Annotated in this window: 21 protein-coding genes and 3 pseudogenes; 10 read left to right on the forward strand and 14 right to left on the reverse strand. The window is 70.6% G+C overall.

The genetic code is table 11. From position 1 onward, the window contains the following. The first annotated feature begins 121 nt into the window (after positions 1 to 121). Positions 122 to 2,386 carry a glycoside hydrolase family 3 C-terminal domain-containing protein gene (locus tag ACWC24_RS37970; RefSeq protein ID WP_450667476.1) on the forward strand — a complete coding sequence of 755 codons (2,265 nt, stop codon included), beginning with the start codon at positions 122 to 124 and terminating at the stop codon, positions 2,384 to 2,386. A gap of 54 nt (positions 2,387 to 2,440) precedes the next feature. Here the strand turns inward: ACWC24_RS37970 and ACWC24_RS37975 are convergent, their stop codons facing one another. The 4 genes from ACWC24_RS37975 to ACWC24_RS37990 all read right to left on the reverse strand — a co-directional run bounded on the left by ACWC24_RS37975 (position 2,441) and on the right by ACWC24_RS37990 (position 6,894). Then, positions 2,441 to 3,307: an endonuclease/exonuclease/phosphatase family protein gene (locus ACWC24_RS37975; RefSeq protein WP_450667495.1), complete on the reverse strand. Its 867-nt coding sequence runs from the start codon at positions 3,305 to 3,307 to the stop codon at positions 2,441 to 2,443. 237 nt (positions 3,308 to 3,544) lie between these two features. Then, the gene (locus ACWC24_RS37980; protein ID WP_450667496.1) at positions 3,545 to 4,426 is read right to left on the reverse strand and encodes an RNA polymerase sigma-70 factor; all 882 of its coding nucleotides are present in this window, start codon (positions 4,424 to 4,426) and stop codon (positions 3,545 to 3,547) included. Between the two features lie 356 nt (positions 4,427 to 4,782). Further along, positions 4,783 to 5,610, reverse strand: coding sequence for an alpha/beta fold hydrolase (locus ACWC24_RS37985; RefSeq protein ID WP_450667477.1), 828 nt, complete (start codon positions 5,608 to 5,610; stop codon positions 4,783 to 4,785). A 213-nt stretch (positions 5,611 to 5,823) separates the two neighbouring features. Next, complete coding sequence (locus ACWC24_RS37990; protein ID WP_450667478.1) at positions 5,824 to 6,894, reverse strand: MBL fold metallo-hydrolase; 1,071 nt, start codon at positions 6,892 to 6,894, stop codon at positions 5,824 to 5,826. Positions 6,895 to 7,502: 608 nt separating this feature from the next. Here ACWC24_RS37990 and ACWC24_RS37995 point away from each other — a divergent pair. The 3 genes from ACWC24_RS37995 (at position 7,503) to ACWC24_RS38005 (ending at position 11,220) form a co-directional block, all read left to right on the forward strand. After that, a complete protein-coding gene (locus ACWC24_RS37995) occupies positions 7,503 to 8,246 on the forward strand; it encodes a DUF4232 domain-containing protein (protein WP_450667479.1) in 744 nt (247 codons plus the stop codon). A gap of 540 nt (positions 8,247 to 8,786) precedes the next feature. Next, positions 8,787 to 9,410, forward strand: coding sequence for a lasso peptide biosynthesis B2 protein (locus ACWC24_RS38000; protein ID WP_450667480.1), 624 nt, complete (start codon positions 8,787 to 8,789; stop codon positions 9,408 to 9,410). 1 nt (position 9,411) lies between these two features. Then, a complete protein-coding gene (locus tag ACWC24_RS38005; protein ID WP_450667481.1) occupies positions 9,412 to 11,220 on the forward strand; it encodes an asparagine synthase-related protein in 1,809 nt (602 codons plus the stop codon). Here the strand turns inward: ACWC24_RS38005 and ACWC24_RS38010 are convergent. Together ACWC24_RS38010 and ACWC24_RS38015 are read right to left on the reverse strand one after the other, a co-directional pair. Further along, positions 11,207 to 12,430 (reverse strand): hypothetical protein, encoded by a 1,224-nt coding sequence (locus tag ACWC24_RS38010; RefSeq protein ID WP_450667482.1) that lies wholly within the window; start codon positions 12,428 to 12,430, stop codon positions 11,207 to 11,209. The genes ACWC24_RS38005 and ACWC24_RS38010 overlap by 14 nt on opposite strands. Before the next feature lie 518 nt (positions 12,431 to 12,948). After that, complete coding sequence (locus ACWC24_RS38015; RefSeq protein WP_450667483.1) at positions 12,949 to 14,025, reverse strand: M4 family metallopeptidase; 1,077 nt, start codon at positions 14,023 to 14,025, stop codon at positions 12,949 to 12,951. A 650-nt stretch (positions 14,026 to 14,675) separates the two neighbouring features. On the opposite strand from ACWC24_RS38015, the gene ACWC24_RS38020 reads away from it, so the two are divergent. The 4 genes and pseudogenes from ACWC24_RS38020 to ACWC24_RS38035 all read left to right on the forward strand — a co-directional run. Then, a complete protein-coding gene (locus ACWC24_RS38020) occupies positions 14,676 to 15,356 on the forward strand; it encodes a peptidoglycan-binding protein (RefSeq protein WP_450667484.1) in 681 nt (226 codons plus the stop codon). Positions 15,357 to 15,487: 131 nt separating this feature from the next. Further along, on the forward strand, positions 15,488 to 16,180 hold the full coding sequence (locus tag ACWC24_RS38025) for a transglycosylase SLT domain-containing protein (protein WP_450667485.1): 693 nt from the start codon (positions 15,488 to 15,490) through the stop codon (positions 16,178 to 16,180). Continuing rightward, positions 16,138 to 16,452, forward strand: a pseudogene (locus tag ACWC24_RS38030) (peptidoglycan-binding protein); the annotation flags it as partial. The gene ACWC24_RS38025 and the pseudogene ACWC24_RS38030, both read left to right, overlap by 43 nt. A 108-nt stretch (positions 16,453 to 16,560) precedes the next feature. Continuing rightward, a pseudogene (locus tag ACWC24_RS38035) lies at positions 16,561 to 16,845 on the forward strand (M23 family metallopeptidase); the annotation flags it as partial. Positions 16,846 to 16,885: 40 nt separating this feature from the next. On the opposite strand, the gene ACWC24_RS38040 reads toward ACWC24_RS38035, so the two are convergent. The 4 genes from ACWC24_RS38040 to ACWC24_RS38055 all read right to left on the reverse strand — a co-directional run bounded on the left by ACWC24_RS38040 (position 16,886) and on the right by ACWC24_RS38055 (position 20,373). Beyond that, positions 16,886 to 18,001 carry a DUF2235 domain-containing protein gene (locus ACWC24_RS38040; protein WP_450667486.1) on the reverse strand — a complete coding sequence of 372 codons (1,116 nt, stop codon included), beginning with the start codon at positions 17,999 to 18,001 and terminating at the stop codon, positions 16,886 to 16,888. 15 nt (positions 18,002 to 18,016) lie between these two features. Beyond that, positions 18,017 to 18,907, reverse strand: a complete 891-nt coding sequence (locus ACWC24_RS38045) for a DUF6424 family protein (RefSeq protein ID WP_450667487.1) — start codon at positions 18,905 to 18,907, stop codon at positions 18,017 to 18,019. Between the two features lie 108 nt (positions 18,908 to 19,015). Continuing rightward, on the reverse strand, positions 19,016 to 20,041 hold the full coding sequence (locus ACWC24_RS38050) for a hypothetical protein (RefSeq protein ID WP_450667488.1): 1,026 nt from the start codon (positions 20,039 to 20,041) through the stop codon (positions 19,016 to 19,018). A 74-nt stretch (positions 20,042 to 20,115) separates the two neighbouring features. After that, positions 20,116 to 20,373 carry a hypothetical protein gene (locus ACWC24_RS38055; protein WP_450667489.1) on the reverse strand — a complete coding sequence of 86 codons (258 nt, stop codon included), beginning with the start codon at positions 20,371 to 20,373 and terminating at the stop codon, positions 20,116 to 20,118. Positions 20,374 to 20,510: 137 nt separating this feature from the next. Between ACWC24_RS38055 and ACWC24_RS38060 the strand changes: the two genes are divergently transcribed. Beyond that, entirely contained in the window at positions 20,511 to 20,882 is a 372-nt protein-coding gene (locus tag ACWC24_RS38060) for a cupin domain-containing protein (protein WP_450667490.1), read from the forward strand. A gap of 30 nt (positions 20,883 to 20,912) precedes the next feature. Here ACWC24_RS38060 and ACWC24_RS38065 read toward each other — a convergent pair whose 3' ends face one another. Together ACWC24_RS38065 and ACWC24_RS38070 are read right to left on the reverse strand one after the other, a co-directional pair. Next, positions 20,913 to 21,182 carry a hypothetical protein gene (locus ACWC24_RS38065; protein WP_450667497.1) on the reverse strand — a complete coding sequence of 90 codons (270 nt, stop codon included), beginning with the start codon at positions 21,180 to 21,182 and terminating at the stop codon, positions 20,913 to 20,915. Between the two features lie 182 nt (positions 21,183 to 21,364). Further along, positions 21,365 to 21,730 (reverse strand): annotated as a pseudogene (locus ACWC24_RS38070) (class I SAM-dependent methyltransferase); the annotation flags it as partial. Between the two features lie 166 nt (positions 21,731 to 21,896). Here ACWC24_RS38070 and ACWC24_RS38075 point away from each other — a divergent pair. Beyond that, on the forward strand, positions 21,897 to 22,190 hold the full coding sequence (locus ACWC24_RS38075) for a hypothetical protein (protein WP_450667491.1): 294 nt from the start codon (positions 21,897 to 21,899) through the stop codon (positions 22,188 to 22,190). 379 nt (positions 22,191 to 22,569) lie between these two features. Here the strand turns inward: ACWC24_RS38075 and ACWC24_RS38080 are convergent, their stop codons facing one another. Both ACWC24_RS38080 and ACWC24_RS38085 read right to left on the reverse strand, forming a co-directional pair. After that, positions 22,570 to 24,969: a glycoside hydrolase family 65 protein gene (locus ACWC24_RS38080; RefSeq protein WP_450667492.1), complete on the reverse strand. Its 2,400-nt coding sequence runs from the start codon at positions 24,967 to 24,969 to the stop codon at positions 22,570 to 22,572. Between the two features lie 37 nt (positions 24,970 to 25,006). Next, positions 25,007 to 25,945, reverse strand: coding sequence for a DUF1918 domain-containing protein (locus ACWC24_RS38085; RefSeq protein ID WP_450667493.1), 939 nt, complete (start codon positions 25,943 to 25,945; stop codon positions 25,007 to 25,009). Positions 25,946 to 26,447: the final 502 nt, after the last annotated feature.

Below are 26,447 nucleotides of genomic sequence, written 5' to 3' on the forward strand. Positions count from 1 at the left end.
TGGCGTCGGCAGGGTGGCCGAGGCACTCCCCGGCGCGCGCTCGCCGACAGCACCCCACGCGCCTCCACCGGCTCCACCGCCGTCCCGCAGGGCAGGCACCGCACAACCCGAGGAGACTCCCGTGACCGCGAACGCCCCCGCTTCCCTGACCACGGCGCAGCAGGCCGCCCTGGGCAGCGGCGCCGACTTCTGGAGCACCGAGCAGGTCGGCGACGTCCCCTCGCTGGTGCTCACCGACGGGCCGCACGGAGTGCGCCGCCAGGTGGGCGCCACCGACCACCTCGGCCTCGCGGGCAGCGAGCCCGCCACCTGCTTCCCGCCGGCGGCCGGCCTCGGACAGAGCTGGGACACGGAGCTGACCGGCAGGGTCGGTACGGCCCTGGGCGTGGAGAGCCGCGCGCTCGGCGTCGACGTACTGCTCGGCCCCGGCATCAACATCAAGCGCGACCCGCGCTGCGGACGCAACTTCGAGTACTACTCCGAGGACCCGCACCTGTCCGGCACGCTCGCCGCCTCCTGGGTGCGCGGCCTCCAGGAGACCGGGGTCGGCGCCTCGCTCAAGCACTTCGCCGCCAACAACACCGAGCACGACCGCATGCGCTCCAGCTCCGACATCGCCCCGCGCCCGCTGCGCGAGATCTATCTGCGTGCCTTCCAGCACGTCGTGCGGACGGCGCGGCCGTGGACGGTGATGTGCGCCTACAACCGCGTCAACGGCACCTACGCCTCCGAGAACCACTGGCTGCTCACCCAGGTGCTGCGCGAGGAGTGGGGCTTCGACGGCGTCGTGGTCAGCGACTGGGGCGCGGTCGCCGACCGCGTCAAGGCGGTGGCGGCCGGCCTCGACCTGGAGATGCCCGGCGCCGGCGGAGTCACCGACGCGCAGGTCGTCGCGGCGGTCGAGGCCGGGGAGTTGGATGCGGAGGTGGTCGCGCGGGCCGCCGCGCGCATGGTCGCGCTGGCCGCGAAGGCCGAGGCGGGCCGCGCGGCGCAGGTCGCCGCGTTCGACGCCGACGCGCACCACCGGCTGGCCCGGCAGGTGGCCGCCCACTGCGTGGTCCTGCTCAAGAACGACCCGGTCCAGGGGCAGGCCCTCCTGCCCCTGAAGGAGGGCCGATCCCTCGCGGTGATCGGCGAGTTCGCGCAGAATCCGCGCTACCAGGGCGGCGGCAGCTCGCACGTGAACCCGACGCGCGTGGACGTACCGCTGGACGAGATCCGCGCGCTCGCCACAGACAGTGCCGTCAGCTACGCGGCCGGTTTCACCACCGACGGCTCCGGCGACGCGGCCGCTCTGCGGGACGAGGCCGTCCGAGCCGCGGCAGCGGCGGACACCGCCGTCGTCTTCCTCGGTCTGGCAGCACACCAGGAGTCCGAGGGCTTCGACCGCGAGCACATCGAACTCCCGGCAGAACAGCTTCAGTTGCTGGCCGCCGCGGTCGAGGTCCAGCCGCGTACCGTCGTCGTCCTCTCGCACGGCGGCGTACTGCGACTGGCCGACGTCGACGAACTGGCCCCGGCCGTGGTGGACGGCGCACTGCTGGGCCAGGCGGGCGGCGGCGCACTGGCCGACGTGCTGTTCGGGCGGGTCAACCCGTCCGGGCGGCTGACCGAGACCGTACCGGCGCGCGTCGAAGACACCCCCGCCTACCTGGACTTCCCCGGCGAGCACGGCCATGTCGCTTACGGCGAGGGCCTGTTCGTGGGCTACCGCTGGTACGACGCCCGCAAGATGGAGGTCACCTACCCGTTCGGGCACGGACTGTCGTACACCACCTTCGCCTACTCCGACCTCGAACTGACCGCCGACGCCGAGGGCGTCACCGCGTCCGTCACCGTCACCAACACCGGCGAGCGGGCGGGCCGCGAGGTCGTCCAGTTCTACGTCGCCAAGCCCGGCTCGTCGGTCGCCCGTCCGCCCCAGGAGCTCAAGGCCCACACCGTGGTGGCGCTCGCTCCGGGTGCGAGGGACCGGGTGAGCGTGCTGATCGAGCGCCAGGACCTGGCGTACTGGGACATCCGCGGCGACCGCTGGATCGTCGAGGGCGGCGGCTACGAGGTGCGCGCCGCCGCCTCCAGCCGCGACATACGCGCCACCGCCGCCGTCGAGGTGGAAGGGGACGTGTTCCTCCTCCCCCTCGCCCTCGACTCCACCCTGGGCGAGGTGATGGCCGCACCCGGCGCCGCCGAGATCCTCGGGTCGCTGATGCCCATGCCGCAGGCTGCCGCCGAGGGCGAGGGGCTCGGCGTCGACATGGCCAGGATGATGGCGTCCATCCCGGTGGGCCGCCTGCTCGGCTTCACCGCGGGCGCGGTCACCCGCGAGGACCTGGAGAAGCTCCTCGCCCGGCTCGACGCCGCCCGCACCGCCGCGGCCCGGTCCTGACCCTCCGGGCGGGGCGGCGAGGCCGCCCCGCCCCCGCTCATCGAGGCGACCGCGTCAGCCCAGTACGATCCGGGCGGCCACCGGCAGGTGGTCGCTGCCGGTGCGCGACAGGGTGCGGATGTGGCCGACGGTGGCCGAGCGGGCCATGACCTGGTCGATCCGGGCCAGCGGGAAGGCGGCGGGGAAGCTGAAGGCGAAGCCGTGCCGCGCCGTGTTCAGCCGGGAGGTCAGCGGGGCCAGCCCGCGGTCGTCGACGGTGCCGTTGAGGTCGCCGAGCAGGAGGACCGTGTTCACCGGCTCGGCGGCGACGGCCCGGCCCAGCAGGCCGGCGCTCTCGTCCCGCCACGAGGAGGCGAGGCCGCTCACCCCGACACGGACCGAGGGCAGGTGCGCGACATACACCGCGACGTCGGCGCGGGGCGTGCGGACGACCGCGCGCAGCCCGCGGCTCCAGGGCTCCGTGATCTGCCGAGGCTTGATGTCCACCTGCCGCACACCGGTCAGCGGATGCCTCGACCACAGCCCGACGGTGCCCCGCACGGCGTGGTACGGGTAGTCGGGGGCGAGGGTCCGCTCGTACACCGCCAGCGCCGCGGGCAGGAGTTCCTCCAGCGCGATCAGATCCGGCCCGGCACCGGCCAGCGCGCGGGCCGTACCCACCGGGTCGGTGTTCTCGTCGCTGACATTGTGCTGCACCACCACCAGGTCGTCCTGCGCGCCCCGCCCCGTCCCGAGCAGCCCGCCGAACAGATGGGTCCAGACCGCCACCGGCAGCAGCACCACCACCAGCGCGGTGGCCGAACGGCGCAGCAGGGCCACGACGAGCAGCACCACGGCCACCAGGCCGAGCCACGGCAGGAAGGCTTCCAGCAGACTGCCCATACGGCCCACCCGGTTGGGCACCACCCGGTGCAGGGCCATCAGTCCGGCCGTCAGCACCGCGAGCACGGCAGACACCCACCCCCGCCGCCACACCGACCGGGCCCACAAGTCGCCTCGCCCGCTCCCGCCCACAGCCCGTGCCCCGGACCGGACTCGCGCCCGCCGGGCCCCAGCCGTCCCTGGCTCCACCTGGCCTCCCCTCTGCCTGATCTTGCCGACGTAGACGGGCCACCAGGTGAAGCCGGTTCCGTCGGCTCCGCTCCCACCGCACCGCGGCTACCTGGTGAGATCGGCCGGTCGGTGAAGTCGGGTCAGCTTCTGCGGGTTGGACGTCGCGTAGATGCGGGTGATGCGCCCGTCGTCGATCGCGAAGCTGACCGTGGCCGCTGCGCTGCCGGATCCGATCCTGATCGCGGGTGCGCCGTTGAGCCATACCGCCGTGGTCGCGAGCGCGGTCCGGTCGGTGCCGGTCAGCAGCGTCGCCACGAGTTCGGCCCCGTGGACGGGGGCCGGAGCGGCGGCCGTGATCCCGCCGCCGTCGGCGATCAGGACCACGTCCGGTGCCATGATCTCCAGGAGGTCCTGGACACGCCCGGTGTGCAGCGCGGCGACGAAGCGATCCACCACCACTCTGTGCTCCGACGGGCTCACCTTGACGCGTGGCTTGCGGGCGGCGACATGATCCCGCGCCCGCCGGGCGACCTGCCGGACCGCGGCAGGGCTCTTGCCGACGGCCTCGGCCACCTCGTCGCAGGGAACGTCGAAGACCTCGCGAAGCACGAACACCGCGCGTTCCACCGGCTGGAGCGTCTCCAGGACGGTCAGCATCGCGATGGAGACGCTTTCCGCGAGTTCGACGTCGTCGGCCACGTCGGGGTGGGTCAGCACGGGCTCGGGCAGCCACTCGCCCACGTAGTCCTCGCGGCGGCGGGAGAGCGTGCGCATGCGGTTGAGTGCCTGCCGGGTGACGGCCCGCACGAGGTACGCCCGCGGGTCGTTGACCTGTGACCGGTCGACGTCGGCCCACCGCAGCCAGGTCTCCTGCAGCACGTCCTCCGCGTCGGCCGCGGACCCGAGCATCTCGTAGGCCACGGTGAAGAGCAGGCCGCGGTGGGCGACGAACGGGTCCCGCTCCGACGACGTGGACCGCTTGGTCATGCTCTCCCTGAGCTCGGCGGGAAGCCCGGCCTTCGGCGAGCGCACTGCCATGGTGCCCCTCCTCGTACATGTCCCGGTGGAAGTCTCGAACATGAAGACACCACCCGGCCCACACATGTGACACCCCGGCCGCCCCGGCGGTCGGTCGACGGCCTCGGTTCCTTCCTCGGGGCCGGGAACAACGGGAACAAGGCGAAGCGTCCGGCGTTCGAGCCCGGGCAGCGTTCGCCCGCCGTCATCGTCGTGACGGCGGGCGTGCGGCGTGCGGTGTGCGGCGTGCGGCGTGCGAGGGGGACGGATGGAGGCCGTAGGCGACATTCACCTGGCGGGGGCGCCGGTTCGGGACGCGAATCCGGTCAGCCGCGGGCGAATTCGAGGAGGTCGGCGTCGAACCGTTCCGCGAACTCGGGAACCATCGACAGGCCGTGCGGCGCGCCCTCGTAGACCTTGAAGGTCGCATCCTTGACGAGCCGCGACGACTTGTTCGCCGAGGCCACGATGGGGACGATCTGGTCGTCGTCGCCGTGGATGATCAGCGTGGGAACGTCGAAGGTCTTCAGGTCCTCGGTGAGGTCGGTCTCCGAGAACGCCTTGACGCAGTCGTAGGCGGCCTTGATGCCGACCGTCATGCTCCAGAGCCAGAACTCGTCGCGGGTTCCCTGGGAGACGGTCGATCCTTCGCGGTTGGCGCCGTAGAAGGGGGCACTGAGGTCCTTGTAGTACTGGGAACGGTCCGTCAGCACGCCCTTCCTGATCTCGTCGAAGACCTCGATCGGCAGCCCCTCCGGGTTCGCGTCCGTCTTGAGCATCAGCGGCGGGATCGCGCCCAGCAGGACCGCCTTGGCGACCCGGTCCGTGCCGTGCCTGCCGATGTAGCGCGTCACCTCGCCGCCGCCGGTCGAGTGACCGACCAGGATCACGTCGCGGAGGTCGAGGGTCTCGATGACGGAGGCGAGATCCTCGGCGTAGGTGTCGAGGTCGTTCCCGTTCCAGGGCTGGCCCGAGCGCCCGCCCCCGCGCCGGTCGTGGGCGACGGCCCGGAAGCCGTTGTCCGCCATCAGCATCAGCTGTGGATCCCACGCGTCCGCCGTCAGCGGCCAGCCGTGGGAGAACACCACCGGCTGACCCGATCCCCAGTCCTTGAAGTAGATCTGCGTGCCGTCCTCGGCAGTGGCGAAGGCCATGATCGCCCCTCCAGCGCTGGTCCGGAATTCTGCTTCGCGAGACTTCGGCGCCCTGGCCGCAAGGAGAATGCCGTGCCACGACCGGCAGCGGACGCGAAAGACGACGGAGAGACCGGTGGCGGGGGCGGCCGATGAGCACGTCGTATCAGCAACGCTACTCGCACTGCCCCGCTCCGGCGCGCCGGGCGGCCCGCGGCGGCCGGACCGGCGGGATCAGGCATCGGCCGCCCGGGCAGCGCCGAGGGTGTAGGTGGTTCCGACGCTGGTCTGCACCCATGCGTCCGGCAGGGCCGCGGCGAGGGTGTGCTGGGCGCGCCAGCCGGTGCAGTGACCGGGGACGATCAGCTCGGGTGCGAGTTCGGTGAGCGCGGCCACCGTCGGGCCGATGACCGGCTCGAAGGCGGGGCCGCTCAGGTGGAAGCCGCCAATCAGGGCCAGCAGTCTGCCGACGCCGGTCAGCCTCATGGCGTGCCGGACGATGTTGACCACTCCGGCGTGCCCGCACCCGGTGACGACGACGAGTCCCCGGCCGCGCACGTTGATGACGAGTGCCTGGTCGTCGATGACGGTCGGGTCGTGTCGCCAGCCGTGTCCGTCCCAGGCCTGGTGCGGCGGCGGCATGCCGCGCTCGAACTCGGTGACCCGGTCCACCTCGCCGGTGATCAGCATGCCGCCGGCCAGCAGCGACGGCTGCCGCCGCTCGATCACCTCGAACCCTTCGCGTTCCAGGGCACCCCGTGACAGCGTGGGCATCTCCAGGCCCTGGCCGGCGGGCAGTTCGAGGCGGCGGCGGGTCCAGACGGCGGGGTGGACGGTCAGCGGCAGGCCGGAGCGCCCGCGCAGCCGGGCCAGGCCGTCGAAGCCGCCCGCGTGGTCGAAGTGTCCGTGGCTGAGCACGACGCCCTGCAAGCCTCCGACATCGATGCCGAGCCGCTCGGCGTTCACCGCGAGCCCGTCCGGCGACGCGCCGGTGTCGAACAGCAGCGTGCTGCTCGCGTTCCCGCTGCGGACGGTGACCAGGGCGGAGAAGCCGTGCTCGGCACGCAGGCCGGCGAGGGTCTCGCCGCCGGTGAACTGCGCCGCGGTGGTCCGTCCGGCGGCCAACGACGCCCGGGTGACGCCTTCGGCAGAGGGCAGCAGGGCGTCGAAGGTGTTGTCGACCATCGTCGTGACCCTGACCTCGTCGACCTCGGGCAGCGTCACCGGGTCGACGGCCGGTCCCTCCGCGACGCGGGGCGCCGACCACGCCGCCTCGGCCGTCGAGTGTCCATGGTCGTCGCACATGCTGGAAAACCCCTCCCCCGCCGCTTCGACCGGCCGCCCGGGGGACCGGTCCCGTTACGTGCCTCAGGTCCGCAGTGGCCGCGTCGGCCGCAGGCACCGAGCGGTGTCGTGCCGCCACCCGCTCGGGCGGTACGACAACGTCGACGTCCCCCTGTGGACAGCGACTGCGGGCTCAGGTCGGCGCCCATCCTGACCTACCGTCCCCTCCCCCACCACTCGACTTTGCGACAGATCGGGAACGGGCAGGCCGACACCCTCGCTGGTGGAATCGCGGACGACGATGTGCTCGCCCTGCTGCCCGGAGAAGCCGAGTTCCTTGATGGCGGCGGTGCCGTCCTCGGGCAGACGCCGCCGGTAGTCGGGTCGGTCCACGCCCTGACCGCACGCCGTACTGCAATCGGTGCACTGCGTTCAGCGATGCGGCCGCGTCCAGTGACGAGGCGGCTCGGCCCCGTTATCCCTTGTTACCGAATGCGGACAAACTTGGGGGAACAGCCCCCACCCCGGCGTCATCTCATGGGGTGCAGCGAAACAGCGGATGCGGCGGGTCGCCCTGCGGGAGCGGGGGGAGGTGCCGCGCCCTGACAGACCATGGGGGAGCTTTCATCATGACCACGCATCGTGCCCGCCGTACCGCCCGTCGCGCCGCCCTGGCCGCCGTCACCGCCGCGCTGGCGCTGGGCCTGACCGCCTGCGGCGGCGCCGACGACGGCTCGAAGGCGGCGGGCGGCAACGGCGCGAAGGCGGCCGGCGGCAGCCAAGCCTCCGGTACCGCGGCGAACCGGGCCGCGTCCGACGCGGACGGCAAGGGCGGCACCGAGCAGGCCGGCAGTGGTGGTGACACCAAGGAGGGGACAGGCTCGGCGACCGCTGCGGGCGGGACGGACAAGGGCGCCGGCAAGGGCACGACGACCGGCGCCCAGCCGTGCCGCGGGGACGAGATGCTGGTCACCGCGGTGCACCGGTTCGCCGGAGAGCAGGGCGACCACCTGCTGGTCACCGCGTCGAACGAGAGCACCAAGCCGTGCTGGGTCACCTCGTACCCGGCCGTGAAGCTCGGCGAAGACATCGACGTCGGCGCCGGCGCCGCACTGCCGCACTCGAAGAAGGACATCCCGGGCGGCGGCAAGCACATCACGCTTCAGCCCGGAGGCAAGGTGTACAGCGCGGTGAACCTCTTCGACTACGGCTCGAAGAACCGCACGGCGCAGTCGTTCGCCATCGCGCTGCGCGGCGCGGACGGCCACTACGGCCCCTTCTACTCCGTCGACGCCAAGGGCCAGAAGCCGCAGTTCAGCTGGAACGAGGCCGATGTGCTGAACTGGAACACCAGGAAGCCGTACGACTTCTGACGGTTCGGCAGGCATCTGACCGCGGTGGGTGTTACCGGTGGGTTCCACCCGACGACGACGGCGCCGACGCCCGCTGCACATGGATCGGCACACCCACCGAGGCGACCCTCAGGTCCACCGTACGGCATGGGCATCAGGCCGACGCGTCCTCACGCCGAACCCACCCGATCACCATCGTGCCCCTGCCCGCCACGGCTGTCCAACGGAGTCGACGGACCCTTCGGCGCATGCCCGCCCCTCGGAGTGCTCGGGGCGGGCATGATCGGGGTTGCAGCGCAATATGCAGGTAAGTAGCCTTATTTAGGCCACTGTTACCTGATTTGGAGGTAGGTCATGTTCGCCCGACTGCTACGGCGTCGTAGGCCGCGTGGTCTCGTCGCCCTCGGCAACGGCCGTCTGATCCGGGGCTTCAGCGGCGGCCTCTACGACGGTCACGGACATCTGTCCTGACGCCGTCCACGAACGAATCGGATCAAGCGAATCACAGCAAGTCAGCCGCCGGGGTCGTCTCGGCCGGCGCCCGCCCATGGAGGATGTGCGGTGACAGAGGAAACCGAAGCCCTGAGGGCCATGACGCGGATCCTGTCACCGCACTGCCGTGTCACCCGCACATCCGGCGGTGCGCTGATCGCGGATTGGCGGCGGACCCGGTTCCTGGGCATGACGGCGGCGGACCTGCGGAAGTTCACCGACGAGGGCTCCGAGGAACGCGCCGAGCTCGTCGACGGGTTGGTCCAGGCCGGGTGCGCGAGGGACCACCGCAAGCAGCACTCCGACATCGAGGTCGGACTCTGGTTGCGCGGAGTGCACCTGCTGATCCAGACCGTCGGCTTCGGCCGCGTCCTTCGGCTCCTGTCGTTGGCGGCCCCGGCGTACGCCCGATCGGATCCCGCGTCCGCGGCAGACGTCGCACCGCTGAAAAGCTCCGTGCAATCACACGGCCACCGAAGCTGGTTCGTCAACGACGACTGCAAGGCCGAGGCCGTGACGGCCTTCATCCTGCTGCGTCGGCGCGGTCTGCCGGCCGTGCTCCATGTCGGTGCGCGCGAGCACCCGTTCGCCCTGCACGCCTGGACGTCATCGGCCGGCCTGTCGGTCCCCGACGCCGATCCACGCGGGCATGCTTTCACTCCGGTCCTCTCGATCGACGGCGGAGGTCGGTGACGTGGAAGCACTCCACCTCGACTGGGCCGACGGCACCCCGAAGCTGTCGACGGCCGAGGCCATGGCCGAACAGGGACTCGTCACGAGGGTCTCCTCACCGGCCGGAACGGCGGTGGTGGCCGGCTGGGTCGGCTCCTACCGTGAGCGTGAGGCGGGTGCGCGGGCCCTCCTCGACGACTTCGGCCGCCCAGGATCCTCCGCACCTCTGCCGAACGGCGACTACGCGGCTGTCCTGATGTGCCGCGACCACATCCTGCTGATGCGGGACCGACAAGCGCGCATCCCCCTGTTCTTCAGGGAGTCCGCCGGCCGGGTGAGCGCGGTGAGCACCTCGGCACGCCGACTGGGCGACGGAGCGGAGCTCGAACGCCGCTACTTCTGCCGGTATTTGACCGGCAACACGGCGCAACCCCACACGGAACTGACTCCGTTCACCGGAGTGCACCGGATGCTGGGCGGCGAGGTGGTGGAACTCTCCCCCACCGGTCGGATACGCGGCCGAACGCGGCGCCACTGCGATGACGACGACCCGCCGGTACCTGCGGTGCACGGCCTCGGGCTCGGCGACGCCGCGAAGGAGTTGCGCCTCGCCCTGGAGAACGCCGTCGAGCAGCGCATGGGGCGGACGACGGCGTGCCACGTCTCCGGCGGCGCCGACTCCACCAGCATCGCGCTGCTCGCGGCACGGCGGCGGACCGCGGGCGGGAGCGACCCGGGAGACCTCATCCTGCTCGCCGGGTGCTTCGGCAGGGGAGAACTGGCCGGGGAACGGCCGTACCTCGACGAGGCGATGGAGGAGATCCGTCGTCATGCGCCCGCGGCCCGCCCCTTGGTGATCGATGCCGGGGACCTGGCCGACTTCGACGACTTCCACCACCACGCGGGGCACGCGGACGAGCCCTTCGCGCACGCCTTCCGCGCCCCTTTCTGGAGCCGCCTGCATGCCGCCGCTGCCGGATCGGGCTGCGACATCCTCCTGACCGGCTGCGGCGCCGATCCGATCGCCGACGCCAACCCGCTGCACCTGCACAGACTGGCCCGCACCGGACGGCTCCGGCAGCTGACGAAGGAGGCACGCGCCTGGGCCGCGGGCAGCGAGCGGGGCCTGCGGGACGTCGTCTCCACCTGCGTGCTCCAGCCCACTGCGCCCCTGGCCACCGAACGGCTCACGACGCTCGCCCGCCGCCGCGGAACGATGCTCGGCGGCCTCGGCAACTTCGCCCGCCCCCGATGGCTGCGCTCCGGATTCGCGCGGGCTCACAGCTACCGTGAGGCCAGCATCGCCGAGAGCCGCTTCGTGTTCGGACGCCGGCCGGAACAGTCGCTCTACGACGCGGCCAACTACTCCGCGGCTCCGGACCCGCTGTCCTGGCTGCGCGCCCGGCAGGACGGATTCTTCCTCTCGCATCCCTTCCTCGACCCCGAGGTCGTCACCACGATGCGCCGTCTCCCGGCCGCCGCCACCTTCAGCCCTGGCCGTCCGAAGGCGGTGCTGCGCGAGGCCATGGCGGATCTGCTCCCGCCCGGTGTCCTCGGCCGTACGGTCAAGATCCCCTTCGACCAGCTCTACGTCCGCGGCCTGCGCACCCACGGCGCCGAGCTCATCGATCTCTGCCACTCCGCACGGCATCCGCTGGTCACGGACATGTTCGATACCGAGGCGCTGTGCCAGGCGGTGCGGGAGGCTCAGTACGGAATCGGGGACGCGTACTCCTGGGATCGCCTGAACAGCTCTCTCGCCCTGGTGATGTGGCTGGAGCGACTGGACCGGCGCTCCCGCGCACCCCTGCCGGTCGCTAATGGCGTTTGACGTCCCACAGCGTCCGCTCCATCGGACCCGTCACGGCGTCCACGATCCCGTAGCGGCGGTCCGTCTCACGGTCCTCACTGGTGCCGCCGCGGTCTTCGTCGCCCTCTCGCCGGATGGTCTGCAGCAACTGCGCCCCATGCACGCCGAACACCCAGTACACATGCACGTAGCGGGGGTACCTCGTGTGCTTGGCGATCGAGTTGCTCTCGTACAACCTGCCCTCGTAGACGACATCGTCGACAGCCAACCGTTGCTGCACTTGCTGCACCCACCGGGCAACTCGCGTCTTTCCGTCCCAGGAGTATCCCTTCAACTCGAACTGGTCCAGGCGAAGCCTGTCCTTGCGCGCGAAGGTCCCGCTGGCGTAGAGCGCCAACTTGTCGTACTGCGTGGCCGTGGGCAGTTGCACCACCGTCTGGGTGACGAACGTGTCGCCCGCCTCGATGTAGTTTCCGGCAGGCATCCACGGCTGTGCCGCCACCAACTCGCCAGGCTGCTGGATCTCCCGGCGGGAGAGCGGGTGGGCTTCCTGGAGCGCGCGCCAGTGCTCGGCATCGCCGCGCCACTGCTGACGTCTTCGGTCCTTCGGGCTGATGCGTGCTCGTTCCCCCATGGCGTGGAACTCGGTGCCGAGCACATAGAAGCCCACGTCGCTGGCATTCTTGATCTTGATGTCGACCGGTACCGCGAAGGCCTTGCCGTCCTTCGTCAGCACGGGTGTACGCGTGGCCACCTCGATGACAGGCCTGGCCCCCTGGTGATTCGGCTGATAGACGCGGTCGTAGCCGAAATTCGCCAGCGTGACACCCGAGGCGAGGATCACGGTCGCGGCCACCCGCCGCGGAGCGGGGATCTCGGCCAGCGTCCGCCACACCGCGTAGCCGGCCCACGCGCACGCCACCGTGATCAGGCACCACAGCACCCGGAAGACCGGGCGATCGATGTCCTTGAAGGTGAACAGCAGAAGTGTCGCGTTGGTCGTGAACGCGGCGATCGTACCGATCAGCGCGATCACTCCGGCGTGAGGAATGCGGTTGCGGAACCAGTGGTCCCAGACCGCGACAGCGCCCACCAGCACGGTGACGGCGGCCAGCAGCAGGATGATGCCGGTGATACTGCCCGCGTAGGTCAGGGCCTCGAGTACGTCCCCTGCACCGAGCACCGCCAGCCAGCACGCCGTCACCACCAGGACCAACTGGATCAGTACCACGGTGACCGGTGACCGTTTGGTGCGCGTGGGCAGCAGCAGCCTGCGCAGAGCGGAGGTGTCACCGGACCATCCGAACGCCCTCACCCGACCGCCCCCCGGCTCGGCCGGTCCGGCCCGGGCTGCGCCCGGGTCGAGGGCGGCGACGCCCGGTCGTGTATCGGTGGTCGGCCTGCGGCAGGTCCCGCCGAACGGCATCTTCGTACGCCAAGTGGGCCCACGGGGACTCCTTCGAGCATGACTGGGTGCCGCACGGATGCAGCGCCGTCCGGTGAGTCCCGGCCGGCCTGCGGCGGCACCTGCCTCGCGGTGCTGTCGCGAGGCAGGTGCCGCAACTGTGCAGGGAACCTGCCGGAGACAAGGGAGCTGTCGCCGCGCCGGGCTCTGCCTCCATGGTCCGCGGTGATCATCCGGATCACCAGCGGGAAGCCGCCGGACGGCCTACCGGGACGAACCTCCCCTTCCAGCCTCGGACAGCAGGCCGTCGTGAAAGCCACGGTGAACGCAGGACTCGTTCCGACTCAGCGCGTGAGTACGCCGACCGTGTCCCACGCGTGGACCACCGCGTCGTGCTGCTGCGGCCCGTGGGCGTCGGCGGTGTCCACCGTCAGCCGTGCGAAGGACCTGAAGTCGGCGTCGGGATCGAGCTTTCCACCGGTGAGCACCTCGTACCAGACACGGCCGGCCGCGTCCCAGGCATGGCCACCGAGCTGGGCCGCGGTGAGGTAGAAGGCGCGGTTGGGAATGCCCGAGTTGATGTGCACGCCACCGTTGTCGGCGAAGGTGTGGACGAAGTCGTCCATGTGGGCGGGCTGGGGGTCCTTGCCGAGCACGTCGTCGTCGTAGGCGGTGCCGGGTGCCTTCATCGAGCGCAGCGCGACGCCCTGTACGCCGGGACGGAGCAGTTCCTCGCCGATCAGCCAGTTCGCCTCCTCGACCGTCTGCCCCTTGGCGTACTGCTCGACCAGGGACCCGAAGACGTCGGACAGATGCTCGTTCAGGGCTCCGGACTGTCCCATGTAGGCCAGGTTGGCCGTGTACTGCGTGACTCCGTGGGTGAGTTCATGGCCGATGACGTCGGGCGACTGGGTGAAGTCGCCGAAGATCTGCCCGTCGCCGTCGCCGAAGACCATCTGCCTGCCGTCCCAGAAGGCGTTGTTGTAGTCCTCGAGGTAGTGAACGCTGGCGACCAGCGGAAGGCCGTACCCGTCGATGGACACGCGGGACAGTATCTGGAGATAGAAGCCGAAGGTGGCTCCGAGACCGTCGTAGGCGTGGTTGACCGAGGTGTCCGACACCTCCGCCTGGCCCTCCGCGCGCCTGAGTTCGCCGGGCAGGTTCTGCCGGTGCTCGGCATCGTAGACGGTGCGCCGGGGGTGGTCGGCCGCTCCGGCCTCCGGGGCGACGCCCGTACCGATCTCGGCCGTCAGCCTCCGTTGGACACGCTGTGCCGCGTCGAGTGCCAGGGTGTGGCGGGCACGCTCGTGCAGTGACGGGCTTTCGGCACGGGCCAGATGGTTGAGCAGATGCGGTGGCACGATCGCACACGGCGTCGCGGCCACGGGCCTGAGGAAGGATCCTCGGATGTCGTTGCTCATGGGGTGCGCTCCGATTCGGGGTGCGGTGGTGCGGGTGACGATGTGGACAGCGACGGCGCACCTGGTCCGCCCGACGCCCACATCCCTGCGCGCATCTCAAGTCAGCTCGCTGGAAACGATGCTGTCGGTCCGTCAGTTGACGTTACGAGCCGTCGACACCCGCGTCGTACAGGGGCGCGGACACCGCGATGGGCAGGGACTCATTGCGAAGGCGACGTGATCACTGACCCGAAGGGCACGCACATCCGTCATTCGGGATGCCACGGCGTGCGGGCGCCTCCACTCGGAAGGTGATCGGTCGCGCTGCCGTGAGCGTGAAATTCTCCCCTTCCAGGGGACCACGGCTCCGGCTTCGACGGGCGATTCCTGCGCGCGCGTGCTATGAGCCCAGTTTCCGCCCGTCGTCACGAGCCTGCAACTCCGTGTCCGGCGTCTCCGGACTCGGCTCGCCGTCACGCCGGGGCCATCCCGCGCCGACGCGGTTCAGGCCACCGCCCCGCGCCGCGCAGGTCACGCCGGACCGTCGACGAAATCGACAGCAATTGCGCATGCACCAGCATGAGTTGCCCCAGCTTACCGTTCCCACGAGGCATCCCGACGGGACCCTGTTTCCGGTCGCACGACACGACCCGATTCGGCATGCTGGAGACATGCCCGAGGTATGGATGACACAAGCCGTCAAGGCGGACCTGGGCGATCACGCACCGTGTGACCCGGCCTTTCCGCCGAAGGCGATCGCGCATATCACCGCGGACCGGCAAGCCACCGCGGACGCCCCACAGGACCTCCTGTCCTTCGCCCGCCTCCAGAGCTTCTTCACCCACGGCGGGAAAGACCTGGCACCACATGTCCTGTGGGACCCCTTCACCGGTGCCTTCGCGCAGTTCTTCCCCGCCACCTCCCGCAGCAAATCGCTCGAGGACCGGCCGGGCGGTACGCGCACCAACCGGGCCGGCAAGGTCGTGCTCCAGATCGAGGCCCTGTTCTTCCCGCACTGCCGTGTCGACGGCCGGGCATGCGCCAGGCTGACCGACTCTCCCTGCAAGGGCTGGAGCGAACTCAACGCGTGGGTACGCTCCTGGGGCGTCCCGGACGACTGGCCCATGGGGCGTCCGACCGACTTCGTCGCGCACCGTTCACCGGACATCTGGAGCGCGCGTGGCGGCTGGTATGCACACGCCCATGTCCCTGAGAACACTCATGTCGATCCCGGATCCTGGCCCGCCTTCGCGCAGGGCCAGCCGCTCAGGGCAGCAGCCGGACTCTCTGAATCCGACACCAACAGCGTCTCCATGGAAGCGAGTTGGGACCGGCCCTTCCCTGAGGTCTGATCGCGGCCCGCGGGGCCGCACGGCGGCCGCCGTGCGCTGCTCCGTTTGCGGGACCGGTTCGGCCGGCGCACGCTGGAACCGAGCTGTGCCGTGCCGGACCGGGATCGGCCTCCGAGCAGAGGAGGAACGCGATGGTCTCTCTTTCGAACGTACGGTTCGGCAAGACGAACGACGATGTGAAGGCCGTACAGCACGCGCTGATCGCAGCCGGTTTCAGCCTCCCCGCAGGCGCCACGGGCCAGTTCGGCCCGCAGACGAAGTCCGCGTACGCCGCCTGGCAGCGGTCGATCGGCCTCACGGGCTCGGCCGCGGACGGATTTCCCGGCTGCTCCTCCCTGACGGCACTCGGCGCCAGAGCCGGATTCCAGGTGGACTGCCGGCACCCCGGGGCGATAGCCAAGGACTCGGTCCTGTGCACCAGGAACTCCGGGATCAGCACGAAGGAGGAGATCGCCCGCCCGTTCGTGCTGGAGGCGTGCAAGCGGACCGGCGCTCCGGCGACGTGGGTCACGGGAGCGGGCAACGGTGCGAGCCTGCTCACCCTGATCGGGCGGGAGTCGAGCTTCGACGCCAACGCGGTGAACCAGAAGGACGTGAACGCCACCGGGCCGCGGCAGGCGGACGGAGCGCGGCTCAACTGCTCCCGCGGATACGCACAGGTGATTCCCGGCACGTTCGCCGAGCATCATCAGGCGGGCACACCGAACCGGATCTACGACCCGGTGGCGAACGTGGCGGCCGCCATCAACTACATCTGGCAGAGGTACGGAGACATCTCGCGAGTCCAGCAGGCGAATCCGCACCTCCCGCGTCATCCCTACTGATCTCCGTCCCGTCGAGGAGGAAAATCATGCCTGCGCTGGAGCCGTTCCCCGGAGCGGCGTTCTTCCGTACGGGCCGACGCAGCCCGATCATCACGGCCATGGGCAGACGCCTGGTCCAGGAGCATTGCGGGAAGTACACGACGGGGCCGGGCCCCGAATGGACCGATGTCGACCGCCAGTCCTACGCAGCCTGGCAGGGCAAGATCGGTTTCTCGGCGAGCGACGCGGACGGCATACCCGGCCCGCAGTCCTGGGACCGGCTCCAGGTCCCCGCGACGCGGGACGGGGGCAGGCGCGTCTTCTCTCCCGTGCCGGGGTACACCGTGACAACCGCCTACCACAAGCTTGGACCCCACTGGAGTCTCGGCTACCACACGGGCGCGGACTACGCCGCCCCGCAAGGGACGCCGTGTGTCGCCGTCCTCAGCGGTACCGTCCGCGCCGGGTACGACAAGAGCTTCGGCAACTATCTCGTCCTGAGTTCGAACGGATTCGACTACTGGTACTGCCACTTGTCCCGTCGGGATGTCGTCGGCGGTCCCGTTCGGGCCGGACAGCAGGTCGCCGCGGTGGGCACGACCGGGAACTCCACCGGACCCCATCTGCACTTCGAGAAGCGCCCGGCCCATGGCCGCTTCGGCTCCGATCTGCCTCCCCTGTGGTGACGTCCGGTCGCTTTCCCCTGACGTCACGTCAGTCCTACTGCTACTGCGCGGGCTTGACCCAGTCCGGGTCGGCCCAGACTCGCACCTCGCTCGCCTCCGCCAGATCCGGTCGGTATCCGGGGTCTCGCTCCCGGCGCAGTCGGACGCTCGTGTGCAGTACGGCGTCCTGCGGTACGCGGCGCGAGCGCCGGCCGCCGGCCAGGATCCAGAGCGGACCGTTGTGATGGACGGCCGCGTGGGCGAACTCCTCCGTCACGGCGCACGCATCGGCGTACGCACCGGGACGGAAGACCAGGTCCTGGCAGACCCCGTCGGTGACCCACTTGAGGGCGACCGTCGAGAGCAGGGGATCGCCCTTCTCATGGGCGAAGGTCCCGCCGACGTCGCAGTGGACACCGGCGAACCAGACCTCCTGCGCCGTCGCGCCGAGCGGCTCTGGCCGGCGTGTCACCAGGAACTCGGGGAAGGGTCGCCGCTTCTCGTCGAGGGAGACGGCGTGGCGGATCCGAGCGGCGTTGGGGAGCCGGTGGGTGTAGGGCCACTGCAGATTGCCCAGGCGGAGGATTCCCGCCGCCTTCACGGTGTCCCAGACACCGAGGTAGGCGACCGGCAGCGCGTAGCGGGAGACCTGTCTCGGATCGTTGGGTTTGACCGCCGCCCACAGCGGCTCCTCATCCATGACCCGGCAGAAGGCGTGTGAGAACCGCGCCACCTCCCGCTCGCTCTTGTCGATGTCCTGGTTGAAGGCGTACTTGGCCACGGCGTAGGGGACGAGATTCTCCGAGCCGGCCCGCATGAGTCCGGGCTTGTTGAGCATCCCGACCAGCGCACGGGCAGTGTACGCGCCACGGCTGAAGCCGAAGACGTACACGAGATCGCCGGGCTGCCAGTTCCGCATCAAGTACGTGTACGCCTCGGCGAGATTGGTCCTGAGCCCGGTGCCGAAGGCGAGACCGCACACGCGGGACAGGCGACGGTCGACCGGGCCGCGGGCGACGGCCGAGGACATGGTGCCGACACCGGGGTCGTAATACAGGAGCTGGCGGGCCGGGTCGTCCGCCTCCAGCATTTCGAAGAGTCGCACCACGTTGGTGGGGTTCCGGGCGCCGACCTGGTTGCTCGTCCCGTCGAGGCACATCACGATCCTGCGCGGCATGTCCGGCTCCTGACGCTAGCGGGAGTCCGGGCCGCGACGGCGCGTCCCGTCCGCGGTCAGGGGGCCTGCCGCGGTGCGTCGGCCCGGGTCGATCTGCCCGGCGAACGCCTGGAGCGCTGCGGAGCTGTTCGGCGGCAGGACCGCCATCAGCCCCTGGTCCTGCGCCTCGGCCAGGGCGTCCGCCGCGCGGCTGCCCTCGGGGACGTGCATCAGGCGGACGTGCCCGTCTCCGGAACCCCTGCGGTCCACCGGAGCGACCGCGCCGTGGGTGCCGTCGGGCAGGGTCACCCACAGCTGGAAGTCGTCGTACCGGACGAAGTCCGCCCCCTTGACCGGCCAGGGATAGTGGTGCTCGCCAGGCACCTTGGGCAGGATCCCCTGGTGGTTGTCGTGGGTCATGGGCACGCACGCGTTGAACAGCGAGTCGGTCCACGCCTCCACACCGTCCGCGTCCGTGATGGGGGTGCGCAGGAGGTCCGCGGCCTCCTCGTACCCCAAGTCGGCGAGGGCCGGCAGGGTCAGCGGGAAGGCGTCGACGAGTTCGGCGGCTTCCTGCCGGAGGCGGTCGACCTTGACCGGTTCGGCGCAGAACTGCATGCTCCACTCGATGCCCACCCGGGCCCGGTACATCCGCCAGCCGCGCTCTGCCTTGACCCAGAGACTGCCTCCGTGGTGCATCTCCCAGTGACCGGCGCCGGCGGGCCGGGAGCCGTAGGGCAGATCCGTGTCGCCCATCTCGTCGAGAATCTTGTGTGCCGTCTTCTTCGCGGCGCGGAAGAACGACGACTCGAAGCGCTCGGGGTGCTTGACCAGCCGAATCTTCCAGGGATGGCTCTCCGACTCGATCCCGCCCGGCTCAAGCGCGCCAGGATCGAGGGACGATGCCATGGAACCGGCGCGGGTCATCTCAGACCTCCACATGCCGACCGTGGCCCGTGCTGGACCCACGGTGCCAAAACCCCTGTTCTCATCGTCCGCCCGAGGACGGGGCAACGCCAACTCAGGCAGCCGGGGTCAAGAGCGCCCCGACGCGTCGTCGTTTCCGATGCCTCGTTCCGGGCCGCGCATATTTCCCAGGACCTTGTTGCCCTGGGTGTCGAGCATGCGCGTGACGGATTCCTGCGCGAGTCCGAAAATCACCGCCCAGGCGGCGATCTGAGCGGTGGAATCCAAGTTCGACAGTCCTGGAACGACTTGACCGTTGATGAGCACTATCCCGAACAGGGCCGAGAGGGCCCCGACGGGGAGCCGCAGAAGGACGAGCATGGCCGGTATCGAATACGGAGTGTTCGTACCCTGAATGTTTCTGATGGCGAGTGAGCCCGCCAGGGCTGCCGCGCCGGCACCGAACCCCTCCACGATCAGGGCATCGACTTTACTGGCTTCCCCGCCGGTGGGGCAGACCCGCCCGCTCGGGGGGCTGAAGCAGAGAAACGACGAAATCGCCGTGTTGCTCTTGAAGTTCCAGATGATGAACAGCGCGGCCACGACACCCGTGGCGACGACAGCGGCCAGAAGGACGTTGCGGAAGCTTCGCGCCTGGGCTCGCTCCACCTCCTCCGCCTCGTGTGCGGCCAGCAGTGTGGCGATGGCCAACTCTTTCAGGTCCGGGCCCAGTTCCTGACCACTGTTCCGCAGCCGGTCTTCCAACGCCACCAGTCTGGGGTCGTTCGGACCGAGGTGCTGCCTGGCCTGAGCGAGGACGACGGTCCCGACCCATTTCAGCTCGCCTTCGTCATCCGGTACCAGTTTGAGCAGCTTCACCTCGGCCTTGTGCACATTGGAGTACGCCCGGTCGATGCGCGAACCGGTGACCATCGAAAAAGGAGTGTTCCAGCCACTGACGGCGTCCCTTGCAACCGCCAGATGGATTTTCACCTTCTCCGCGATCTTCTGATCCCCGGACGACAGGTCGGACACCTCCTCCCTTCGGTTGAGCATCGCCTGGAGATGGGCCACATGTGCGGTGACGCGTTGCGCCCAGGACGACTTTCCCTTTCCAGCCACGTCATTGTCGGCGTCGGGTTCTCCCGTGGTCATGACACCAATGGAGGCTTTGCGGCAGGTCGAGTCCACCGGCGGTGGGCCGCCGGGGTGACACGACGCAGGACCGATCAGCCCCTGTCGCGCCAACCCCGGCGGGAGGCCTTGCGGGGGCCGCTGTCCTTCGAGGGCGCGGCGATGTGCTGTGCCGGGTCCGTGGCCGCGGGCACGGGGACGGTGCGTGGCTGGATCCCCTTGAGTCCGGCCCGCCACTGCCCGTCCGCCATCTCCAGGCAGACGATCACCGGCCCCTCGAGCAGCGGCCCGAGGTCGAAGACCTCCCGCAGCCCGAACACCGCCCGCTCGGTCGGCGCGAGTGTCCCCAGCACCGGACCAGGTACGCGCGCTGGTCCCGCACGGTGTCGGGATCGACTCCGGCCCACCGCCCGCCATGCCTCTGACCGTGGGGCCGGGCATGCAAGGAACGTACAAGACCGGGGGCGACCCGCGGCAGCACGCTGATCGCATGACCGAACCCCGTGCATCCATCAACCTCGCCCGCAAGCTCTCGCAGTTCGATGAGCTCTGGACGCAGAAGAAGATCGCCGACCTGAACGACTACGAGGTCAAGCTGGCCAAACTGAAGGGCGAGTTCGTCTGGCACACCCACGAAGACACCGACGAACTGTTCCTCGTCATCAGCGGCCGACTCACCATTCGGCTGAGGGACGGCGACGTCGTGCTCGAACCGGGCGAGCTGTTCGTGGTTCCCCGGGGCGCCGAACACTGCCCGGTGGCGGACGAGGAGTCCGCCATTCTGCTGCTGGAGCCGGCCGGGGTCCTCAACACAGGTGACTCGGGCGGGCCGCTGACCAAAGCCGCTGAGCCCTTGGATTGATCTCACGGCGCCCGAGTGCCTCGGGCAGGATCACCCGACGCGCCGTCCGACCCGCAGGACGCTCAGGTAGCGGCGGGCCGCCCGGTCGCCCATCCGTGTGCGGATGCGCTCGGCGACGGCGTCGAGCAGCGGCTCACGGACGTCCGGGTCGAGCCTGCGGTACGGCGACGTCGAGCGAAGGTGATCGGCGAAGCCCTCCCCGCTGAACCACTGGACGGCCGGGTACCAGCGCACGATCGTCGGGCCGAACAGCCCTCCGGGGTCGTCGACCAGCCCCCAGCCCTCGTCGGTCGTGCGCACGTCGTCCTCCGAGGGCGGATGCCCCAGTCGGGGTTCCCCGGGCAGAACCGCTCGTGGAGATCGGCCGTCTCGGCGTAGACCTCCGGTTCTCCCGGTCGGCGGACGACGACGTTGCCGAGCAGGGCCGTCCAGCCCCCGGGGCGGAGGACGTCGTGCGCTCGTCGCCAGCCGATCGACGGGTCGACCCAGTGCCACGACGACGCGGCCACGAGGACGTCGAAGCGTCGACCGCGGTCGTCCCACTCCTCGAACGTCGACATCTCGACCTCGACGTTGTCATGGGCGGCGATCCGCCGGCGAGCGAGTGCGGCCATGCCCGCGCCCGGCTCGACGGCGGTCACCGGACATCCGAGCGCCGCCAGCGAGCGGGTCGCCTGACCGGTACCGCAGCCCACCTCCAGCACCGACGACGTCTCGTCCAGGCCGGTGACGGCGACGAGGTCCGCGAACAGCTCGTCCGGGTATCCCGGCCGGACCCGGTCGTAGAGGTCCGGCACCTCGTCGAACAGCCGGCCGAGGTCATGTCGGCTCGGGCGGGGCGGGCGCATCCGCGGGTCGTCGGTCACGGGCGCTCAAGCTATGAGACCGGTCCACGGGAGCGCCACCGGTTTGACGACGACTCCTCGACGCGTGGCCTGACCGGTCGTCAAATCCCAGGCTGCGCGCCCGGAATGCTCGCCGGGTCCGATATGCCTTTCGCTGGGGACCGGGCCTGTGCCGGGCGCGGCGCTGCTGACGCGGGCCCGCGCGGTCATGGCGCGCGAGGGCCGCCTGCTCACCGACGCAGACCTGGCGTCGCCGGCGGGCGAGGTGGCGGCGGCCGGAACGGCGGCGCACGACGGAACGGCGGCGCACGACGGGACGACGACGGCCGACCGGACGAGCACGGACAACGGGACGAGCACGGACGACGGGACGAGCACGGACGACGGGACGAGCACGGACGACGGGACGAGCACGGACGACGGGACGACGACGGACGACGGCGAGACGGCCGGCCTGCGATGACGTCCACACCTCTCAGCGGCCGGCTGTCCCTGTTCCGCCCCGACCGGCTCTCGCCCGTACAACGAGCCCCGTACGAGGAGATCACCGGCGGCCCGCGCGCCGCCGGTCCCCGCCTCTTCGCCCTGACCGACACCCAGGGGCACCTCAACGGCCCCTTCAACGCCATGCCGTCCAGCCCCCGGCTGGGCGGTGCGTTGCAGGCCTCGCCCTCCAACTGCGCCTCTTCGGTGTCACCGCACCGGACACCCCCTCCCCGACCCGCCCGGCTTCCGAGACCTCCCGCACCTCCCCGGGCAGGGAACCCCGGCCGTGAACAAGAGCGTGAGCCGGCCGAGTTGTCCGTAGCGGCCGGTGACGGCGGCGGGGGCGGTGGGGTGTCTCAGTCCGCCGGGACTACGAGCGTGCAGGTCTTCCCTGGCGTCACGGTCACGGCCCGGTCGGCCAGGACCACGCGCAGCGGTGACTCCTCCGGGTCCGGCACGCTGATCTCCAGCTGTCCGCTCCGGCACCGTACGCCCACGTCCCCGTGGCCTCGGTAGCGCAGCGAGAAGCCGTACTCGGAGAGTGCCGGCAGCGGTACCGGGTCGAACCGGAGGGCGTCCTCGCGGGGCTCCAGTCCGGTCAGGCCGCGCTGGATCAGGTCGAGGGTGCCGGCCATCGCTCCGAGATGGATGCCTTCACCGGTCGTACCGCCCTGGATGTCGGCGATGTCGGCCTCCAGGGCTTCCTGGACGTACTGCCAGGCCTCCGCCCGGCGGGCCCTGGCCAGCACCAGGCCGTGGACCAGCCCGCTGAGGGTGGAGCCGTGGCTGGTGCGACGCAGGTAGTAGTCGACCGTCCTGCGCCAGACCTCGTCGTCCACGTGGTGGCCGAGACGCGCGAAGAGCCGCCCGAGTTCGGCGGGCGGGAACAGATGGGCGAGCATGAGGACGTCGGCCTGCTTGGACGCCTGGTAGCGGTTGACCGTGTCGCCCTCGGCCTCCAGGATCCGGTCCAGCCGCCGGATGCTGTCGTACCGGGCCCGGTAGGTGTCCCAGTCCAGCTCGGCGAGATCGCCGTAGCCCTCGAACTGGCTGATGACGCCCCGGTGGAACGGGATCCGCAGCCGGCGGGAGACGTCGTCCCACCGGGCCGGTTCGTCGGCGTCCAGCCGGACGCGGTCGCACAGTTCTTCCCTGCGCCAGGCGGGCAGGCGCCGCAGCAGGTCCAGGGCACGGACGAGGACCCAGGCGGCGGTGACGTTCGTATAGGTGTTGTCGTCCAGTCCCGGCCGGACGGCGCCCGGGTAGGCGTCGTGGTATTCGTCGGGGCCGACCACGCCCCGGATGCGGTAGCGGCCCGTGCCGGGGTCCAGGATCGCGAGGCCGGCCCAGAACCGGGCGACCTGCAGAAGCATCTCCCCGCCCTTGGTGTGCAGGTACTCCGTGTCGCCGGTGGCCTCGCAGTACTGCCAGACGTTGTAGGCGATCGCGGAGCCCACATGGTGCTGGAGCCTGGAGTGGTCGGGCAGCCAGCGTCCCGACGCGGGGTTCAGATGCCACGCCTGGCTCTCCTCGCGGCCGTCGCTGCCGCTCTGCCACGGGTACATCGCCCCGGCCCGGCCGGCCTCGGCGGCCGCCCGGCAGGCCCGTGGCAGGCGCCGGTGGCGGTAGTCCAGCAGCGCCCTGGAGACCTCGGGGAAGTGCAGGTTGAGGAACGGCAGGACGAACAGCTCGTCCCAGAAGACATGGCCGCGGTACGCCTCACCGTGCAGTCCCCTGGCCGGGACGCCCACGTCCAGGTCCGCGGTGTGCGGTGACAGCGTCTGCAGGAGGTGGAAGAGGTGGAGCCGCAGGACGTGGCTGGCCCGGCCGGGCACCTGGATCTCCGCGCGCCGCCACAGCCGTTCCCAGGCGGCGGCGTGGGAGTCCAGCAGCCCCGGGAAGTCCGCCGCCGTGGCCACCCGGTCGATCGCCGCGCCGAGCGGGTCGCCGATCGCCGTGTCGCGGGAGGTGTGCAGGGCGACGGTCTTCTCCACGGTGACGGGCCGGCCGGGGACGAGCGGGACCACGAGACGGTGCGCGGCTCGGCGACGGGCCGAGGGGAACACGGACGTGACCGGGGTGGGGCCGGCGACGGCCGTACGGGCCGCCGTGGCGATCTGGACGCCGGAGGTGCTGGTGCGGCAGGTCAGCCAGATCGTGCCGGGCTCCTGGGAGCCGGTGCGCACACCGGTCAGCTGGCGGCGTTCGAGGTCCCGGTAGCGGTGCACGTTGCCATTGATCACGTCGCCGTCGATACCGGATTCGATCTCGACCGTGCCCGACCAGCCCTCGGCCGAGAAGACGGTCCGCAGCGCGGCAAGGTGGGGCTCCCCCATGTGCACCAGACGGGACTGTTCGACGGCGAGCACTCCCGTCCCGTCCACCCGGTGGCGGAAAACACGGGTGAGCGTGGCGTGGCGCAGATCCAAGGTGTGCCGGTGGCCGAGTACCGGGTGCCTGTCCGGGGTGAACCAGGCGTCCCACGCTCCGCCGTCACGACGTACGCGGAAGCGCAGGAGAAGCCAGTTCGGCAGGTTGACCAGATCCTCGTTCACCACCTGCCGTCCCACCACCGTCGACTCCAGGCGGTTGTAGCACCCGGCCACATAGGTTCCGGGACAGTGCACCAGCCCCGCCCGGCACTCGGGCACCGCACCCCGTGTGGCGAAGTAGCCGTTCCCGAGCGTGCACAGGGATTCACGCAGCTGCTCGCTCCCCGGGTCGTAGCCCTCCCACTCCCATGTCCACTCCGACATCCCACGCTCTCTTCCCGGTCGGCAGCACCGGGCCGCGCTACCGGTCCGCCGCGGTGATCCTGCGGCCGGTGAGGCTCGTGGGCCGGATCATCACCCACATCCCGCGGCCACCACCCGCCCAGGGCGTGGTGTGCGCCCGCTCGGTGAGCCCGCGCACGACGTCGGGATCCATGACCTCGCTCGCCGGGCCGACGGCGAGCACGCTCCAGCCCTGGCTCAGGAAGTCGTCCACGTGGTCGACCTCGAAGGCGACCTCCGCTCCGACGGCCGTCGCGGGCAGCGAGCCGGGGGCGGTCCTGAAGGCGATCACGTCGTCGACGACCTCGTAGTTGACCGGGACGACCGCCGGGCGGCCGTCGGGCGCCGACAGCGCGACCCGTCCCACACCGTGGGTCGAGAGCAGGGCGCGGCACTCACCCGGGTCGAGGTCCTCGATCAGTGGGTGCAGCAGCGCGTGGCTCTGCCCCGGCGGTCGGTCGACTCCCCCTCCGCGCAGCACGGCCGCGGTCGTGCCCAGTGCGTCGGCCAGCCTGACGAGAGCCGCCGTGGTCGGGTCTGCCGGGTGTTCCTCGAGGTACGACAGGTAGCGGGGCGACATCCGTGCGCGGCGGGCCGCCTCCTCGACGGCGAGTCCCTGTCTGCGGCGTTCGACAGCCACACGCCGCCCGATGTCACCCGGGGCGGGGACACCGGCCGTCGGGTCACTCAGCAATGCCGCCACCGTCGCACCGGTCTCCGCCGCACTGGTGCCTGAATCGGCGGCCCCATGAGCCGTCCCGCGCTCTCCGTGCTCAGGACGGTGGATGTGCGCGTCGGGCCCGGGGAACACAAGCACCACCTCGTCCGTGTCCGACCAGCGCACCTCGTACGGCGGTGTGCCGTCCGTGTGATGGAGTCCCACGATCTCCCCGTCGCGCCGGGCCGTGCCGGGCTTCGTGCTTTCGACGACGAGCTGGTCGCCGAGATGAGCTCGCATGATGACCGCCCTCCGTTGTCTCCAGCTTCGTACGAGAGGGAAGCCGCCGCCCGCTGGGCCGCCGACGAGGCCGAGACGCGCACCCGCACCGTGATCCCCCGTGCGCACAGTGTCGCGGAACCGGTGAAGCACCCCACATGACCCACGTCACCCACTAACCACGATAGTGGACGAAAAGGGACATGTTTAGGCACGCACACACGCTTTGACCTGCGGATTGAGAGCCAGCTCACACCAACCGGCAAACACCCCAATGCGGCCACAACTAGTAAAAGGGGTCATTGCGGACGCCTCTCGAGCCTGCTTGTCTTGAGGACGTCGCCAGGCACCACGACCCCCCAGGGTCACGGTGCCGACGCACGCCAGGACCGGAACACACTCGGCCCCCCGGCGAGCGAGCGACTCCCTGTCCCCGAAGAAAGTGGTACTCCGTGTCCCTCGCCGCCATCCGCCGCATCGCCAGCCCGAAGAAGGCCCTCACCGTGACCGCCGTCGTCGCCGC

This window comes from Streptomyces sp. NPDC001443 (genome assembly GCF_053597355.1).

What these genes read in the sequence shown, in the direction of transcription:
- ACWC24_RS38020 (WP_450667484.1), top strand. Translation starts at nt 14,676, where the DNA reads ATGCCCGAGGTATGGATGACACAAGCCGTCAAGGCGGACCTGGGCGAT.
- ACWC24_RS37995 (WP_450667479.1), top strand. Translation starts at nt 7,503, where the DNA reads ATGACCACGCATCGTGCCCGCCGTACCGCCCGTCGCGCCGCCCTGGCC.
- ACWC24_RS37975 (WP_450667495.1), bottom strand. Translation starts at nt 3,307, where the DNA reads ATGGCCCTGCACCGGGTGGTGCCCAACCGGGTGGGCCGTATGGGCAGT.
- ACWC24_RS38080 (WP_450667492.1), bottom strand. Translation starts at nt 24,969, where the DNA reads ATGTCGGAGTGGACATGGGAGTGGGAGGGCTACGACCCGGGGAGCGAG.
- ACWC24_RS38025 (WP_450667485.1), top strand. Translation starts at nt 15,488, where the DNA reads ATGGTCTCTCTTTCGAACGTACGGTTCGGCAAGACGAACGACGATGTG.
- ACWC24_RS38045 (WP_450667487.1), bottom strand. Translation starts at nt 18,907, where the DNA reads ATGACCCGCGCCGGTTCCATGGCATCGTCCCTCGATCCTGGCGCGCTT.
- ACWC24_RS38040 (WP_450667486.1), bottom strand. Translation starts at nt 18,001, where the DNA reads ATGCCGCGCAGGATCGTGATGTGCCTCGACGGGACGAGCAACCAGGTC.
- ACWC24_RS38015 (WP_450667483.1), bottom strand. Translation starts at nt 14,025, where the DNA reads ATGAGCAACGACATCCGAGGATCCTTCCTCAGGCCCGTGGCCGCGACG.
- ACWC24_RS37980 (WP_450667496.1), bottom strand. Translation starts at nt 4,426, where the DNA reads ATGACCAAGCGGTCCACGTCGTCGGAGCGGGACCCGTTCGTCGCCCAC.
- ACWC24_RS37990 (WP_450667478.1), bottom strand. Translation starts at nt 6,894, where the DNA reads ATGTGCGACGACCATGGACACTCGACGGCCGAGGCGGCGTGGTCGGCG.
- ACWC24_RS38085 (WP_450667493.1), bottom strand. Translation starts at nt 25,945, where the DNA reads ATGCGAGCTCATCTCGGCGACCAGCTCGTCGTCGAAAGCACGAAGCCC.
- ACWC24_RS38060 (WP_450667490.1), top strand. Translation starts at nt 20,511, where the DNA reads ATGACCGAACCCCGTGCATCCATCAACCTCGCCCGCAAGCTCTCGCAG.
- ACWC24_RS37985 (WP_450667477.1), bottom strand. Translation starts at nt 5,610, where the DNA reads ATGGCCTTCGCCACTGCCGAGGACGGCACGCAGATCTACTTCAAGGAC.
- ACWC24_RS38050 (WP_450667488.1), bottom strand. Translation starts at nt 20,041, where the DNA reads ATGACCACGGGAGAACCCGACGCCGACAATGACGTGGCTGGAAAGGGA.